We start from the raw sequence: 15,616 nt of genomic DNA, 5'->3' as shown, positions 1-15,616 counted from the left end.
CAGTCTTATCTCACCCAAGGGGTTCACGCGCGCCAATAGGCGCGCGTGAACAGGACCAGCACCGTGAACAGCTCCAGCCGGCCCAGCAGCATGGCGAAGGCCAGCACCGCCAGCACCGGGTCGCTCATGGTCGAGTAATTGCCCGCCGGGCCGATGATCGGCCCGAGCCCGGGGCCGACATTGGCCAGCGCCTGCGAGACCGCGGTGGCGGCGGTGATGAAATCGACCCCCAGCGACGCCACCACGATCGACAGGATCACGAACACCGCGAAGAACACGGTCACGAAGCTCAGAACCGACAGCAGAATGGCTTCGGGCACCGGCCGGCGGTTATAGGTCGGCACGATCACCGCATTGGGGTGGATCAACTGGTGCAGATGGCGGCGCGCGGTGGTGACCAGAATGACGAAGCGGAAGATCTTGATCCCGCCCGCCGTGGAACCGGTGCAGCCGCCGACCAGAATCAGCCAGAAGAACACGGCGAACGGGAAGGTGCCCCACAGATTGTAGTCGGCGGTGGCGAAGCCGGTGGTGGTGATCACCGATACCACGTTGAACAGCGACATCCGCACCGCCTGCAGCGGTTCCACATCCTGGCCCAGCACCAGCCACAGGCTGAGCGCCGCCGTCCAGATGGCGATGCCGGCCAGAAAGGCCCGCACCTGGGCGTCACGCCACAGCGCGTCGTGGTTCTGGGTCAGCGCCCGGATATAGAGTGCGAAGGGCAGGGCACCGCCGATCATGAACACCACGACGATCATCTCGATCAGCGGGCTGTCGAAATGGCCGATCGAGGCGTCGGAGGTGGAGAAGCCGCCGGTGGAGACGGTGGACATCGCATGCACCAGCGCCTCGAACCCGGTCATGCCGGCCGACCACAGCAGCACCATGCAGGCGATGGTCATCACCAGATAGATCCGGCCGAAGGCCGAGGCCAGTTGGGCTGCGCGCGGCACGATCTTTTCCGAATTGTCCGAGCTTTCGGTGCGGAACAACTGCATACCGCCGATCCGCAGCATGGGCATGATCGCGACCGAGGTGACGATGATGCCGATACCGCCCAGCCAGTGCAGCATGCCGCGCCAGACCAGAATGCCGGGCGGGGCCGTGTCGAGCCCGCTCAACACGGTCGATCCGGTGGTGGTCAGCCCGGACATCGCCTCGAAAAAGGCGCCGGCATAGGTGATGTCGGGGGATGCGAACATCAACGGCAGGGCTGCGAAGGCCGCCACCCCGGTCCACGACATCGTGGTGGTGAGAAAGGCGTGACGCAGCCCCAGCGAGGTGGGGTGCGCGGTGCGGGTGGTGAGCACCAGGCTGACGCCCGCGAACACCGTCACCAGCGACGACACCACGAACACCGCCCAGTCGGCATGGCCGGCCAGCGCGTCGAAGGCGGCCGGCAACAGCATGGCCGCGCCCAGCAGCGCCAGCAGCACGCCGATGATGAACAGCACCGGCTTGATGTCGATCACAGTGGCGGGCTCCCGATGCTGCAATGCAACACAATGCGGCCGCGGGCCCGGGTTCGGGCGCGGCACCGCCGGCGATGATCGGGGAAACCGCCGCCGCTGTCCATGGGGCTGGTGCTGCCGCAACGCGGCAACACCAGCTTGCTGGTGCCAAACGGCCTGACGGGTTCAGGTGAAGAGGCCCCGGCAGCGGCCGGTGGCGTTTCACGATATGGGACAGAGATGATGAGCACGGATGCATCGGACGTGATTTATCAATATCCGGAAACCGAGATCGCCGTGGCGACCTATTGCAGCAGGGTCAATGGGCTTCTTCCCACGGGTGTCGATCCGGAACCTGATCAGGGCGGCAGCCCCCCTGGCGAATACAACCTGCACACCGAGGCGCGGACGCTGGCCGAGAAGCTGAATGCGCAGTATCTCGATGCCCGCGACTTCGGCGCCACCGGCGACGGCATCAGCGACGATACCGATGCCCTGCGGACGCTGTTTGATGCACGGCTGGACCTTGTCGGCTGGGGCAAGACCTCGGCGGATATCAACATCGGTACAGGCGCCGGCCTGCCCGAGACCTTTGCGGATGCCTGGAAAGTGGTGCTGCTGCCGCCGGGCACTTATCGGGTCCGCAAGGCGCTGTCGGTCCGCTCCAACACCATCGTCCTGGCTCATGGCGCAATCATCAAGGCGCTGCCGGTGAACGAGGTCGACCCGTTCATCGACTGGGATCGCGGCTACTGGGATGCCCGAACCAACACCAGCGACAGCGGGACCGGGCATCTGGGCGGGCTGGTCAGCATCCGTCATGCCCAGAACGTTCACTGGTACGGTGGCACGCTGGACGCCAACAACATCGTCATCCGCGCCGGCTGCAACGCACTTGGCATCTCCGCCCCCTCGGCCAATGCAATCAGCCATGGCGGGCGGATCATCGTTCAGGATGTGCGCATCCGTGGCTGCCGCAACAACCTGCTGTCAAACACCGTGGGCCTGCTCGACAGTTTCCAGGGCGGCGGCGGCAAGGCGATCACTCTTCAGCTTGGTCAGAGCGAGGTGATCCTGCGCAACATTCTGGTCGACGATTGCGACTATGTCGCGACCATCGAAGGCACGGCGTCGAATGACCGTGAACTGCGCCAGGTGGTGGTGGACACTCTTATCGCCAAGAACTGCAAATACGGCTTCATCATCCAGGGCACGGCGAGCCAGATGGAGTCGTCCTGCGATCTGAAGAACATCTGGCTGCACAATGTCGGCAATGCCGCTTATGAGGCCGAGATCCCGGACGGGACGACCTATGGGGACTTCGCCGACGATCCCCGGCGCATCGGTGGCGTGCTGACCCTGTATAATGCGAACAATGTCCATGCCGACATCCGGATCTCGAACGACAACATCACCGGCGTGACCGGCACCGGCGGCAGCGATCTGATCCGCGGCACGGCGCGCAACAGCCATATCCGCATCCAGGGCTACGTCGCCAAACTGAACCATCTGTGGAACACCACCTTCACGCAGCAGGATGCACGTATCAGCAGCATCACGGTCACCAATGGCGGCAGCGGCTATGCCGACACCGACACGGTCGACTATCACCATGATCTGATCGGCGGCGGCCCGAGCAACGACCGGGCCGTGACGCTGACAATCGTCGGCGGCGTCATTACCGAAGCGGTAATGGAACCCACGGCATTCTACGCCGATGGACCGGACGGTAAGACCCTGGATACCGGCAAGGGCTATCAGCGCCCGCCGACCCTGACGGTGGTGTCGTCCAGCGGCAGCGGTGCCGTGCTGACACCGGTGATGAGCTATCCGTTCAATACAGCGAACGGGACCGGTGGCATCTTCAATGTCACGCTGGACGTCGAACTTGAGGTGGGTGAGCACGGCGGGTTTCTGGTGAAGCACCTGCCGCATGCGAAGCCGACCGGGCTGGATATCCGCGCGGCGATCCGGCGGGCAAGTTCGTTGGCGGCACCGGTTACCGCGATCTATGATTATGAGGAGGATGACATCGACAATGTCCAGGCGCGCAATCGCTTCGAACTGGTGATGCGTGATACCCAGAAGGTGATCCGTGGCCGCTTCGACCGGACCCTCAATGTCATGAAGACCGCGGATCTTCAGGCACTGGACGGGCCGCTTGTCGAGCTTGGCGATCAACTGTTTCAGGGCGCCACCCGCTTCGACGGAACGATCGACAACCGTTTCATCAACCACCGCCTGAACCTGACCAATGGCACGCCCGCGGTCGTGGTCGAGAATGCGGCGCTGCCGGCCGGATTCCGAGGCGTGATCATCGTCAGCTCTTTGGGGCTCAGCTATCAGCACACGGCACTGGTGCTGAAGTCCGAGGTCAGCGCCACGCTGGTGCTGGTCCCTCTCGGCACCGGCAGCGCCTATACGCTCAGCGTCGATGCCGCCACCCAGGATGTCATCGCAACATCCACCGCCGCTGGCACAGTGGCCACCCGTGTGGTCGTGGTGCCGTTCGACGCCTCGACCCACTGATCCTGCCAGGTACGGATCCTGCCAGCCACGACACTGTCAGACAGAAGAAGGCCCCGCCGGCATTGCCGGCGGGGCCTTTATTCATGCTTCAGTGTGTATCGCCGCCCCGATCAGAACCCGGCCGGGTTGCCGATCAGGGTCAGAAATTCGCGACGCAGCGTCGGGTTGTGGCGGAATTCGCCCAGCATCCGGCTGGTGACCATGCTGACGCCGGGCTTGTGAACGCCGCGGGTGCTCATGCACTGGTGCTCGGCCTCGATCACCACGCCCACACCCTTGGGCTTCAGCACCTCTTCGATCGCATTGGCGATCTGCGAGGTCAGCTTCTCCTGAATCTGCAGGCGCTTCGAAAACGCCTCGACCACGCGGGCGAGCTTCGAGATGCCGACCACGCGGCTGCGCGGCAGATAGGCGACATGGGCGACGCCGATGATCGGCACCATGTGGTGCTCGCAATAGCTTTCGATTCGGATGCCGCGCAGCGCCACGACCTCGTCATAGCCGTCGGTTTCCTCGAAGGTCCGCTGCAGGATCTCGACCGGATCCTGCGCATAGCCCGCGAAGAATTCCTCATAAGATCGGACCACGCGATCGGGCGTGGACAGCAGGCCTTCGCGGTCGGGATCGTCGCCGGCCCAGCGGATCAGGGTCCGCACGGCGGCTTCGGCTTCGGCGCGGTCGGGCCGCGCCGCAGAGGTCGCGTCCGGGGTCTTCACCTGGCCGTCAAGTTTCACCGCCAGCACGTTTTCGCGTGTCATCGCTCAAGCAACTCCCAGGGTGCGGCCGGCTGGACACGTCGCTCCGGCTGAAAGCTTGCGCGGAGCGTCGTGTCGGGCGGCGGGCCGATAGTACGAAAGCGGTCGGGTTACGTGGGCACCCGCCTGCCGGATCGCCGGTGCGGACATGCCCTGACGGCTTTCGTGATCACGCGGAACAGTTGGCCGCGATACGGCGGCCTTCCGGTCCGCGAACCGGCGGCAGGATGGGGCGATGCAACCAGAGATCGCCCTGCACCTGCCTGATGGAACTTCTACTATAGGTTTTGCCAGCTACCCCTGCAAGCCCGTCCACGGCGAAAATCGCGGACGGCGAAGCAGCGCCCGGTGCCGGCAGTCCCTGCGCGCGCGCCCCAAAGGGGCTCAGACCTGATCTAGTCCATTCTGCGCGGATTGCCAGAGGCAGGCCCCTCATCCGGTTGCGACCGGGGGCCGGCGGTCAGTTTATCGTCTGGGCGGCATGGGGGCTGTCGAGCGAGAAACTCGGGATTTCGACCTCGAACGTCTCGCCGGCCGCGCTCTCCATCTGATAGCTGCCGCCCATGATGCCCGACGGCGTGGTCAGCGGTGCGCCGCTGGTGTATTCGAAGCTCTCCCCCGGTGCCAGCACCGGCTGCTCACCCACCACGCCCGGCCCGCGCACCTCCTGAAGCCGGCCCAGCGCATCGATGATCCGCCAATGGCGGCTGCGCAACTGGACCGTGTCGGCGCCGTGATTCTCGATCCGGATGTGATAGGCGAAGACAAACTGCCCGTCTTCCGGCGATGACTGGTCGTCGACATAGAACGGACGTACCGCCACCATGATCGAGCGGGTTGTCGCGCTGTATTCATGTTCCGCCGCCATCATCCCCACCTGCTCAATCGTCGCATCATGGCGACACCCTACCGATGCCGCCACCCCGGCAAACCCGCCCGCATGCCGGCCTCGAAGGGTCTGCGAAGCCAATATTGCGACCAATGCAGCGGATTTCCAGTGCCGAGCGCAAGCCCTAATCGGCAGGCCGGTGTCGCGGGCGGTTATGCGGCGTCGAGTGCGGCCCCCAGATCGGCCGCCAGATCGTCCACATCCTCAAGCCCCACCGACACCCGCACCAGCCCTTCGGTGATGCCCACGGCGGTCCGCTGATCGGCGGTCAGGCGCTGATGGGTGGTGGTGGCCGGGTGGGTGGCCAAGGTCTTGCTGTCACCCAGGTTGTTCGAGATGTCGGCCACCTCCAGACGCTCAAGGAAGCGGAAGGCCGCATCCTTGCCGCCGGTGAAATCCAGCGCCAGCACCGTGCCGCCGCCCTGCATCTGCCGGCGTGCCAGGGCATGCTGGGGATGCGAGGCGAGGCCCGGATAGATCAGCCGCGTCAACGCCGGATGATTTTCAAGCCGCCGGGCCAGCGCGGTGGCGGCCCGGGTCTGTTCCCGCACCCGCAGCGGCAGGGTTTCCAACCCCTTCAGCAGCACCCAGGCGTTGAAGGCGCTCAAGGTCGGGCCGGTATGGCGCAGGAAATTGCGCAGCTCGCCATCGCAGAAGGCTTCGTCCGACAGGATCGCGCCGCCCAGCACCCGGCCCTGGCCGTCGATATGCTTGGTGGCGGAATAGACCACGACATGGGCGCCCAGTTGCAGCGGCTTCTGCAGGATCGGTGTGGCGAACACGTTGTCGACCACCAGTCTGGCGCCGCAATCGCGCGCCACCGCCGCCACCGCCTGAAGGTCGATCAGTTCAAGCTGCGGGTTCGACGGGGTTTCCAGAAAGAACACCTTGGTGTTCGGCCGCACCGCCGCCGACCACGCCGCGATATCGTCGCCGCGCACGAAGCTGGTCTCGATACCGAACCGGGGCAGCAATTCCGTCAGGATGTACTGGCACGATCCGAACAGTGCTTCGGCCGCGACCACATGATCGCCCTGGCGGAGCTGGCAGACCAGGGCGGTCCATACCGCCGACATGCCCGATGCCGTGGCCCGGCAGGCCTCGGCGCCCTCCAGCGCCGCCAGGCGGGTCTCGAAGGTGCGCACCGTCGGGTTGCCATAGCGGCTGTAGACGAAGCCGGGCTCCTCGCCTTTGAACCGTGCCTCGGCCCTGGCCGGGCTGTCATAGACATAGCCCGAATTCAGGAACAGCGCTTCCGATGTCTCGCCATGGGGGCTGCGGTCCAGCCCGCCGCGCACCGCCAGCGTCGCCTGACGGCGGCCGGCGCCGGCCGCCGTCCTGTCGCTGCCGCCCCGATCGCTCTCCCACAGCCCGTCATCGGCCGCACATTCGTCCTCGACGCCGTTCCGGCCCCCGTCTTCCCGCATGGTCACATGTCCGCATAAAAAAACCCGGCCTCTGGCCGGGTCGACGCACAATCCGTTCTGCGCCCGCTCCCGACCTTTTAGCAGCGAGATTTACGTGGTCCGCAAGCCGGCCGGCCCAAATCCCCACGGATGCGCCGGCACAAGCCACACGTGCCCCGCGACATCAGGGCGCCACGATACGCCCGGCCGCGACCGGGGGTCAAGTCCTGAAGATATCAGTATCTTTCACCCATCCGCGGCCTGTAGATCCAGCACCGGCCCGCCGGCCGCCGCCGCCTCGTCGGGATCATGGGTCACGATCAGCGCCGGCACCGCCTCGGCGCGGATGCGGGCGAACACGGCCGTGCGCAGCCTCTGGGCCAGCGGCCGGTCCAGCCGTGCGAAGGGTTCGTCCATCAGAACCATGCGCGGGCGTGCCGCCAGCATCCGCATCAGCGCCACCCGTGCCCGCTGCCCCCCCGACAGGGTCAGCGGGTCGCGGCCACCCAGCCCGGCAAGCCCCGCCTCGGCCAGTGCCGCGTCGATCAAGGCCCGGCGCGTGGTCCGTGGCAGCCCGGCAGGCAGGCCGAAGCCGATATTGGCGGCAACCGTCAGATGCGGGAACAGCAGGTCATCCTGCATCATCAACCCCACATGCCGCGCCTCGGGCGGCAGAGTGTCGATGGCGGTGCCGTCCAGCCACACCCGGCCGGCCATGGTCACCCCCGGCCCGGCGATGCCGGCGATCACCGCCAGCAGGGTGGATTTGCCCACGCCCGACGGGCCGACCACGGCGCCGATCACGCCTGCCGGCACCGCCAGATTCAGCGGGCCGATCAGCGGCCGGCCATGGATGCGCAGGGCCAGCCGGTCAAGCACCAGCCCGGCGGTCATTGCCGTACCGCCCGGGCCGGCGCGCGGATCAAGCTGGCCAGAAGGAAGCCGATGGCGGGCAGGACGGTCATCAGCAGGGCGGCCGTCGATGCCGCCCGCCGGTCGATGCCCGATGCGGCGGCGACGGCTTCGGTGGCCAGCACCGGCAGCCGGCCGCCGCCGATCATCAGCGCCGGCAGATATTGCGCCACACCAACCGCGAAGCCGATCGCTGTGGCAATCGCCATCGGCCGCGCGGTCAGCGGCAGCATCACCGCCACCCAGGCGCCCCCCGCCCCTCGCCCCAGGCTGCGCGCCAGCAGCCGCGGCCGGGGATCGGTGCGGCGATAGCTTTCGCGCAGCGCCAGAAACAGATAGGGGAACACATAGAGCAGATGGCACCACACCACCGCCGCCACCGTGCCGTCCAGCCCCAGACGCAGCGCCAGCGCGCGGATGCCGGCCAGGAACGCCGCCGGCGGCAGCAGCAGCGGCAGATAGACCAGCGCCTCCGCCGCCTGCGACAGCGAGCGGCCGGCCCCGGTTCCGCCGTCGGCACCCAAAGCCTCGCGTTCCAGCACCAGCACCGCCAGCGGCAGGGCGATGGCCACCGGCAGCAGCCCCAGCCAGACCGTGCGGGCGATGACATTGCCGAGCAGCGCCACGGTATCGGCCAGCCGGTCCGGCGCCCAGCGCATGGGCAGCAGATCGGGGAACCGCCAGCTTGCCGCCAGCGCCCAGATCACCAGGGTGGCAAGGCTGGCGGCTGCCAGCAGCAGCGCCAGACCGCCGACCAGCCCCGACAGGCCCGACAGCGCCGGCGCCACGGGCTGGGGTGGCCGTCGCACCAGCGGTGGATCGATGCGGGCCGGATGATCGCCGCGACCGCCCGCCAGCCAGAACCGCGCCAGCCGCGCGCCCAGCCACCAGATGCCCACCGCCACCGCTGCCAGCGCCAGTTGCGCCAGGGCGGCGGCATGGCCGGCGGCGGCACGGGCGGGGTCGGCATCGAACAGCAGCGACAGGCTGCGCACGGCGAAGCTCGGCGGCAGGCTCGGCCCCAGCACCACGGCCATATCGACCGTGCCGATGCCATAGACCAGCACCGCCACCACCGGCCAGCGCAGCACCGGCCAGATCTGTGGCGCCACCACCCGCCACCACGCGCTGGCCGGGCGCCAGCCCAGGCAGCGCGCGCGGGCCAGCACCGCGCCGGCACCCAGCCGCGCCTGTGCCGCCAGCAGCAGCGCCAGCAGGAACGGGGTTTCCTTGAGCACCAGCCCCACGATCAGCGCCAGCCCGAACCGGTCGCCGGGGACGGCCAGGTCCGGCGGCAGGGCGCCGCCACCGCCGCTGATGGCGCGGAAGATCAGCCCGGTGGGGGCGATCAGCAGTGCCAGCCCCACCGCCACCGCCGCATGGGGGGCCGCCACCATCACCAGGGCGGCGCGTTCGGCCATGCGGCCGAAACCGGGCAGGGCGGCCAGCCCCGCGGCCATGCCGCCGGCCAGCAGCACCGACAGCAGGGTGGCGGCCAGCGCCGTCCACAGGCTGAGCAGGGCCGACCGCAGCAGGCCCGGCTCAGTCACCAGCACCTGCCATGCGGCGCCATCGGCGGCGGCCAGCCCGGTTGCCGCCAGTCCGCCCAGCAGCGGCACGGCCAGCAGCAGGATCACCGCGCCCGGTGCCACCATCAGCGGCCATGACGGGCGGATCACCGCCGCCGGGCGGAAGGCGGCCGGCCCGGCCGGGTTCGGGGTCTGCATCTCAACCGCCCAGATAACGCCGCGCCCATTCGGCTTCCAGCCAGCCGGTCCAGTCGGGATGCGGTTCGGGCAGGGCCGGGCCCAGTTCGTCATCCGACGGCCATGCCGGACCCAGATCGATGGCGGCAAAGCGGGCGCGGCCGTCATCGCTCAACCGGTCCGCCGCCAGCACGGTCATGTCGCCCCACACCGCCGGGTCCAGCTTGGCGGCCTGGGCTGCCGGTGAAATCAGATGGTTGGCGGCAACCATCGCCGCCGCCTTGGCCGGGGCATTGCGCGGGATCGCCACGAAATGGGCATTGGCGATGCCGCCGCCCGACCAGCCGGCAACCCGGGCGGTGTCGGCCATCAGCCCGGCGGCGATCGCCGATGCCGCCTGTCCCGGATGGAAGGCGAAGCCCAGATCGACCGCCCGGTCGATCAGCAGTTGTTCATGCGCCGGGCCGCTTGGCGGATAGGCCTGACCGGCTCGCCACAATGACGGCCGCACCCGATCGAGCCAGTCCCACAAAGGTGCCGTGATCAGAGGCGCGCGGGCGGGGTCGACCGGTGCCGCGAGCGCGGCGCGGCCGGCATCGTCCAGCAGCATCATCAGCATCTGCTTCAGAAAGGTGGTGCCGATGAAATCCGGCGGCGCCGGATAGGTGAAGCGGCCGGGATGGGCGCCGATCCAGCCGGCCAGCGCCTTTGGGCCGCGCGGCGGCCGCGGGGTCACCGCGCTGTCATAGACCAGCGCGAATTGCGACAGGCCCCAGGGCACCTCATAGCCGTCGACCGGGATATGGCCGTCGGAGGTCAGCGCCGGATTGGCGCCAAGGTTGATCGCCCGCGCATCGGGCAGCCGGTCCAGAAACGGGCCATACAGCAGGTCGGCCTGCCGCAGCGCCACGAAATTCTCGCCATTCACCCACAGCAGATCGACCGATCCGCCATCCTGAAGCCGCCCGGCCGCCGCCTCGGCGCGGATCCGGCCCACCGCCTCGGCGGTATCGGCAAGCTTCACCTGTTCAAGCGTGATCGCGCAGCAATCGGCCAGTTGCCGGCCGATATCGGCGATGAAGGCATTGATCTTGGGGTCGCCACCCCAGGCGTTGAAGCGCACGGTCTGGCCGCGCGCCTCGGCGAGCACGGCATCCCAGGCCGCCGGGTCACCGGCGGGCGCGCCGGCCGGCGCATCCGCGTCCGCCGCCCGCGCCACGGGTTGATGCACCATCAACCCGATCAGCAGCGCCGCCGCCGCCGACAGCAGCCATCCACCCGTTTTCGCCACGCCTGCCGTCATCATGCCCGCTCCCTGGCCGCTGGTCTGTCCGATCGCCACCACCATAAGCCGGAACCGGGCGTCTGCGGCAAATCACGAAGGCTTGAGCGGTGTCTTCCGGGGGCTGCAGTGGTCGGGACGCTTACGATGGCCGGGGCGCGGAATCCGGGCGGTCAGCGCTGCCGTGCGGCGAGCATCTCCGCTTCGCGACGGGCCATCGCCGCGCGCTCGGCCTGTTCCATGGCCGCCCTCTGGCGTTCGGCCTCGTGGCGCTGCTCCAGCATCTGCCGCTCGCGCTCGGCCGCCGCGTCCATTGCCGCGCGCAGCGCATCCGGGTCGCGCACGTCGCCCCGATCGATGCGCGCCTCCTGCATCGCCCGCATCTCGTCGAGCTTGCGGTCCAGCGCCTCCTGCTGCCGCGCGTGACGTTCGTCAAGCTCGGGCGTTGGGGGTGGCGTCTCCGGGCGGGCCAGAATGTCGTCGCGGTTCTGCTCGAAGGTGTCGAGGCGTTCCACCAGCCGCGCATTCGCGGCCAGAACCTCGGGCGGCAGCGCGCCTGGCGCGTGGCCCAGCGTTTCGGCGGTCTCGATCAGTTTCGCGGTCGACGTCGACTCGGCCCAGAGCGCCACCTCGCCAGGGGTGGGCAGGGCCTCGATCGTGGTTGCAACCACCTGCATCGCGGCGCCATCCAGATGTGCGGCCTGCTCGATCACGGTCGACAGCGTCTCATGCCCAAGCATGGCAAGCGGATCCGCCTCCCGTGCTGGTCCGTCGGCCGGAGGGATCCGTTCGTCCAGCCAGGCTGCCCGCTGCGGGTCGGTCTGGGCAACCTCCATCTCCAGCGCGGTGACCGCGGTCTCGGCGGCGACTTTCTCGTCGCGCAGCCGGTCGACCTCGGCGGTCTTGTCCGCGCGCGCCGCCTCGTCCTGCGCCAGATCGCGTGCCATCTCGGCCTCGCGAAGCGCCTGGGCCGCGCGGCCGGCCTCGGCAAGTTTTTCCTGATGAGCCTGCCAGACGTCACGATATCCGGGATCCCAGGACATGCCCTTCTCCTCGTCGCCGGTGGGTTGCGATCCGGTCCGTTCAGATCCGGCCTTCAGATCACTGTTTCGCCCGACGACGACGCCGGCACGAAGGGGGCGGCGCCCACGCGGTCACGCAGGATCTCGTCCTTCCAGGCGAAATCCTTTCGTATCCGGGCGGGGCGGCTGCCCAGGCCGAAAACCACCATCTGCTCGCGGAAGGCGGGACCGGCCAGTTCCGCCGCCTCGACCACCCGGCGGCGCTGGCCGTCGACCAGGCTGTCGGTATAGCCGATCTCTTCCGACAGGCGCTCGGCAAGGCCGTCGGCGCCGGTCGGGTTCATATAGGCGCGCACCGCGCAGGCGCTCATCATGCCGTCGGCGTTCTTATAGGCTTCCTGCATCTGGCCGACGCTCTGGGCGAACATCCACAGCCTGAGCCCGTATTTGGCGCCGATGTTCAGCGCTTCGTCGACCGGCGGCATGGTGCGCAGCCGCGGCAGTTCGTCGAGCATGAACAGGATCGGTGGCGAGCCGCGCGGCGGCACGGCACCGGCGGTGAGCATGCGGATGTGCTGGCCGATGAAGACCCGCAGCAGCGACAGATAGGCGTCGACCTCATTGGGGCGCATATAGATATAGATCGTCGGATTGCCGCCGCCGCGCAGGTCGAGCGGGCTCCAGTCCGAACGCGCGGTCACCCGCGAGATCCGCTCGCCCGTCCAGGCGCCCAGACTGGAGCGCGCGGTCTGCAGCACGCTCGACAGCGTCTTCTCGTTCATACCCTCGAAGGCGTTGGCGTGCTGCATCATCACCCGCACGTCGACCGCCATGCGCAGGCCCATCAGCATGTTCTGCCAGGCCTCGCCGCCATAGACGATGTCGAGCACCGCATGCATCGGCCGGTTCTCGGGCGGGTTGGCATAGCAGATATGGGCGATGGCCGCGGTCAGCACGGTCCGCGCCTCGTTCTCCCAGAAGAGATCGTTCGCATTCGACGGCACGATCATCATCTCGGCGAGGAGCTTTGAATCCTCCCAGATATAATCGGGCTGGCTGCGCACGAAACTGAGCGGATTGTAGCAGTGGCTGCTCTCGGGTTCGAGCGGGCTGAATTTCCACACCGGGCCGACATTCTCGGCCCGCCACCGGCTGGTGGTCTCGTAGATGTCGCCCGAGATGTCGAGCACCACGGCCGGCCCCGTCCAGGTCAGCAGGTTCGGGAAGACGTGGCATTGGGTCTTGCCCGAGCGCGGCGGGGCGATGGTGATGATCGAGCCTTCACCGGAATAGGTCAGCGGCTGGCCGGTGGGGAAGCTGCCGATATGCAGCGCATGCGGCGACTGGGGCGCGAAGATGGTCTCGGCCACCTGCTCGGGTTTCAGCCAGCCCTGACCGCCCGGCGCCAGACGATCCGAGGCGTCTGCCACCACCTGGCCGAGGGCCGCGGGCAATGCGCCAACCCGGCGCTTCTCGGTCAGATGATTGTTGATCGCCGACACCACCCGGTCGACGCTGCCCCCCTTGTGTTCGATGGCAATGGCGACCGGCCGCCCGGTATCGACGTTCTGATACTGGCTGCGGCCGCCTTCACCCTTGCCGTCGCCCCATATCAGTGCCGTGCGCCAGAGACGGTACAGGTCTTCCTGGCCGTCGGCGGCGCTGTTGAGCAGTTCGACGATCTGGAGGTATTCACGTTCGCGGTTGTCCATCACCGCCAGATTGCGTTTCACGCTGAAGCCGACGTAATGGGTCGTTTTCTCCGGGCCGGACCATGTGTCCCAGGTCAGGAACTTCACCGCTTCGAGCGTTTCGGTGCGCTCGGCGAACATCGCCTCGATCCGAGCCGTCCGGCTGTCGTGATCGGGGCCGAGCGCCGCCAGCCAGGCCTGGTTCGCCTCGATCTCGTCCCGCTTCAACTGCTTCTCGCTCTTGTAGACCATCTTCCCGCCCTTGTTGGACTTTGAGAAGAAGATCGTGAGCAATGCCAGGATGCCGAGCAGCGGCATGGCCAGGGACAGGAGGAGGGAGACGATCAGGCGGACCCGGTAGGTGCGCAGGAAGACCGGCAGATAGGCTCCGAGAGACAGGGTTTCATGCGGTTTGTCGCCGTCGCTGTCGGTCATGCGATGCCGGATCGCCAGAACCACCGCCGCGCAGACGAGGTAGAGAAGCAGCCCGCCGAACAGCCAGCCGATCAACCAATCCATCACACACCCCTGCTTCGACCCATACCCAGGTCAACGATAGGGCATATTGTGCAACCGCAACAAGTCGGTTTCATGAATAGAAACCGCATTCCGCGCTCTGGTCTGGAAGAGAGGCGAGGTGATGCATCCCATATCTGCGGGAGCGGCCAATCGGGGCGAAGCTGCGTGCAGTGTCACGTCAAGTCCCGGCCCGGATGTCGACAGAACGGGGTGCTGTCAGATACCGAGCGTCTTGCCGGTGCCGGTGCCGCGACGGTCTCAGGCCGGCCGGGCGCAGGTCAGGCTTGCCACATAGCGCAACATCAGCTCACGGCTGGTGCCGCGCCGTGCCTCGACAGTGATGTCGAGATCCTGGCGCAGCGGCAGGCCGGTTGCGATGTCATAGACATTGTCGGCGATGGCGCGGCTGTCCAGATCGTCATGACTGTCGAGGGCGGCGGGCCGGGCGAGGCCCGGGGCGCCCTCGGTGCGCTGGCGATAGCTGCCGCGGACCAGCACGCCGGCATGGCCGTCGACATCCACCCGGCCGATGACGCTGCGGTGGCTGTCGGCCGCGTCGGGCCCGCGCCGGGAGGCCTCGGGGGCGGCGGTGAAGATCCGGTCAAGCAGGGCGATCAGCAGCGGCGGTTCGGTCATCGCCATCCGCTGTCCGGCATCGAGCGCGCGGCCATAGACGCCGTCGCCGCCCAGAAACGCCAGATGGGTGGCCGGCATCACCGCCGGGCTGATGCGCGGCCTGGCCGAGACCGCATCGGCCGGTGTCAGCACCGTCACCCGGCCTTGATCGGGCTGGATCATCGCGGTGGCGGTCTGGTCGTTCAGCGACACGGCCAACGCGACGCCGCCATCGGGTCGGGGATGATAGGCCACACCCATCGGCGCCCGATCGATGGCAACCGAGCGGCCGATCTGCGGGTGGGTGGTCACGTCCAGGTCGATCAGGCAATCGAGGGTGACGTCGGTTGCGGGTCCGCTGCTGCCCGGCGCCGTCAGGCGCACCGGTGTGGTCAGCGGCGCGATGTCGGCGGCAGGGGTGAGGCCCGCGCCATCGCCATCCGGCCCGCCGGCACAGGCGGCAAGGCCCAGGGCCAGCAGACAGGCGCCAAAGCGGCGCGCGAACATGGTCGGTGACGGCATCGGCGGCGGATCTCCCGGTCATGGGGCGCAAGGGTCGGAGATGTGATCCGGTCCATACACGACGCAGTCGGCGGCGCGGGTCAAGAAAAACGAAACCGGCGGGCAGGGGCGAGGGTTCCGGCTGATCTGCGCGCTTGATCACCGCGCGGCGCCCGGCTATCTTCGGGCCATCGCGGGCGTAGTTCAGCGGTAGAACGTCAGCTTCCCAAGCTGAATGTCGTCGGTTCGATCCCGATCGCCCGCTCCAGTTTCCTATGAAATCACCCCGCCAGGGCCATCCTGGCGGGGTGTTTTTGTCTGGATCGGCCAGAGTC

11 protein-coding genes, 1 tRNA gene and 1 riboswitch are annotated in these 15,616 nt (G+C 67.9%); of the genes, 2 read left to right on the top strand and 10 right to left on the bottom strand.

What is annotated here, in order from left to right:
- Positions 1-23: 23 nt before the first annotated feature.
- A complete protein-coding gene (locus WG924_RS08850) occupies positions 24-1,475 on the bottom strand; it encodes a TrkH family potassium uptake protein (RefSeq protein WP_345932645.1) in 1,452 nt (483 codons plus the stop codon).
- A gap of 222 nt (positions 1,476-1,697) precedes the next feature.
- On the opposite strand from WG924_RS08850, the gene WG924_RS08845 reads away from it, so the two are divergent.
- Positions 1,698-3,983 carry a glycosyl hydrolase family 28-related protein gene (locus WG924_RS08845; RefSeq protein ID WP_345932644.1) on the top strand — a complete coding sequence of 762 codons (2,286 nt, stop codon included), beginning with the start codon at positions 1,698-1,700 and terminating at the stop codon, positions 3,981-3,983.
- A gap of 110 nt (positions 3,984-4,093) precedes the next feature.
- On the opposite strand, the gene folE is transcribed toward WG924_RS08845, so the two are convergent.
- From folE to WG924_RS08800, 9 genes are all read right to left on the bottom strand, one after another.
- Positions 4,094-4,741, bottom strand: coding sequence for a GTP cyclohydrolase I FolE (gene folE / locus WG924_RS08840; protein ID WP_229708342.1), 648 nt, complete (start codon positions 4,739-4,741; stop codon positions 4,094-4,096).
- A gap of 457 nt (positions 4,742-5,198) precedes the next feature.
- Positions 5,199-5,606 (bottom strand): Co2+/Mg2+ efflux facilitator ApaG/CorD, encoded by a 408-nt coding sequence (gene apaG, locus WG924_RS08835; protein WP_345932643.1) that lies wholly within the window; start codon positions 5,604-5,606, stop codon positions 5,199-5,201.
- Positions 5,607-5,779: 173 nt separating this feature from the next.
- A complete protein-coding gene (metZ, locus tag WG924_RS08830) occupies positions 5,780-7,054 on the bottom strand; it encodes an O-succinylhomoserine sulfhydrylase (protein ID WP_345932642.1) in 1,275 nt (424 codons plus the stop codon).
- A gap of 57 nt (positions 7,055-7,111) precedes the next feature.
- A riboswitch (SAM riboswitch) is annotated at positions 7,112-7,191 on the bottom strand.
- Positions 7,192-7,279: 88 nt separating this feature from the next.
- The gene (locus tag WG924_RS08825; RefSeq protein WP_345932641.1) at positions 7,280-7,927 is read right to left on the bottom strand and encodes an ATP-binding cassette domain-containing protein; all 648 of its coding nucleotides are present in this window, start codon (positions 7,925-7,927) and stop codon (positions 7,280-7,282) included.
- On the bottom strand, positions 7,924-9,672 hold the full coding sequence (locus tag WG924_RS08820) for an ABC transporter permease family protein (RefSeq protein ID WP_345932640.1): 1,749 nt from the start codon (positions 9,670-9,672) through the stop codon (positions 7,924-7,926). Before WG924_RS08820 ends, WG924_RS08825 begins: the two co-directional genes overlap by 4 nt.
- Position 9,673: 1 nt before the next feature.
- Complete coding sequence (locus WG924_RS08815; protein ID WP_345932639.1) at positions 9,674-10,957, bottom strand: ABC transporter substrate-binding protein; 1,284 nt, start codon at positions 10,955-10,957, stop codon at positions 9,674-9,676.
- 149 nt (positions 10,958-11,106) lie between these two features.
- Positions 11,107-11,976, bottom strand: a complete 870-nt coding sequence (locus tag WG924_RS08810) for a hypothetical protein (RefSeq protein ID WP_345932638.1) — start codon at positions 11,974-11,976, stop codon at positions 11,107-11,109.
- A gap of 53 nt (positions 11,977-12,029) precedes the next feature.
- Positions 12,030-14,165, bottom strand: a complete 2,136-nt coding sequence (locus WG924_RS08805) for a type IV secretory system conjugative DNA transfer family protein (protein WP_345932637.1) — start codon at positions 14,163-14,165, stop codon at positions 12,030-12,032.
- A 258-nt stretch (positions 14,166-14,423) separates the two neighbouring features.
- A complete protein-coding gene (locus WG924_RS08800; RefSeq protein WP_345932636.1) occupies positions 14,424-15,302 on the bottom strand; it encodes a hypothetical protein in 879 nt (292 codons plus the stop codon).
- A gap of 172 nt (positions 15,303-15,474) precedes the next feature.
- Here WG924_RS08800 and WG924_RS08795 point away from each other — a divergent pair.
- Positions 15,475-15,549: transfer RNA gene (locus tag WG924_RS08795), tRNA-Gly, on the top strand.
- Positions 15,550-15,616 lie beyond the last annotated feature (67 nt).

This window comes from Tistrella arctica, from assembly GCF_039630945.1.
Lineage (GTDB): Bacteria > Pseudomonadota > Alphaproteobacteria > Tistrellales > Tistrellaceae > Tistrella > Tistrella bauzanensis.
The sequence above is the reverse complement of the archived record's forward strand: the minus strand, read 5'-3'. Positions and strand labels throughout refer to the sequence as shown.

What these genes read in the sequence shown, in the direction of transcription:
- folE (WP_229708342.1), bottom strand. Translation starts at nt 4,741, where the DNA reads ATGACACGCGAAAACGTGCTGGCGGTGAAACTTGACGGCCAGGTGAAG.
- WG924_RS08825 (WP_345932641.1), bottom strand. Translation starts at nt 7,927, where the DNA reads ATGACCGCCGGGCTGGTGCTTGACCGGCTGGCCCTGCGCATCCATGGC.
- apaG (WP_345932643.1), bottom strand. Translation starts at nt 5,606, where the DNA reads ATGGCGGCGGAACATGAATACAGCGCGACAACCCGCTCGATCATGGTG.
- WG924_RS08820 (WP_345932640.1), bottom strand. Translation starts at nt 9,672, where the DNA reads ATGCAGACCCCGAACCCGGCCGGGCCGGCCGCCTTCCGCCCGGCGGCG.
- metZ (WP_345932642.1), bottom strand. Translation starts at nt 7,054, where the DNA reads ATGCGGGAAGACGGGGGCCGGAACGGCGTCGAGGACGAATGTGCGGCC.
- WG924_RS08805 (WP_345932637.1), bottom strand. Translation starts at nt 14,165, where the DNA reads ATGGATTGGTTGATCGGCTGGCTGTTCGGCGGGCTGCTTCTCTACCTC.
- WG924_RS08815 (WP_345932639.1), bottom strand. Translation starts at nt 10,957, where the DNA reads ATGATGACGGCAGGCGTGGCGAAAACGGGTGGATGGCTGCTGTCGGCG.
- WG924_RS08810 (WP_345932638.1), bottom strand. Translation starts at nt 11,976, where the DNA reads ATGTCCTGGGATCCCGGATATCGTGACGTCTGGCAGGCTCATCAGGAA.
- WG924_RS08800 (WP_345932636.1), bottom strand. Translation starts at nt 15,302, where the DNA reads ATGCCGTCACCGACCATGTTCGCGCGCCGCTTTGGCGCCTGTCTGCTG.
- WG924_RS08845 (WP_345932644.1), top strand. Translation starts at nt 1,698, where the DNA reads ATGAGCACGGATGCATCGGACGTGATTTATCAATATCCGGAAACCGAG.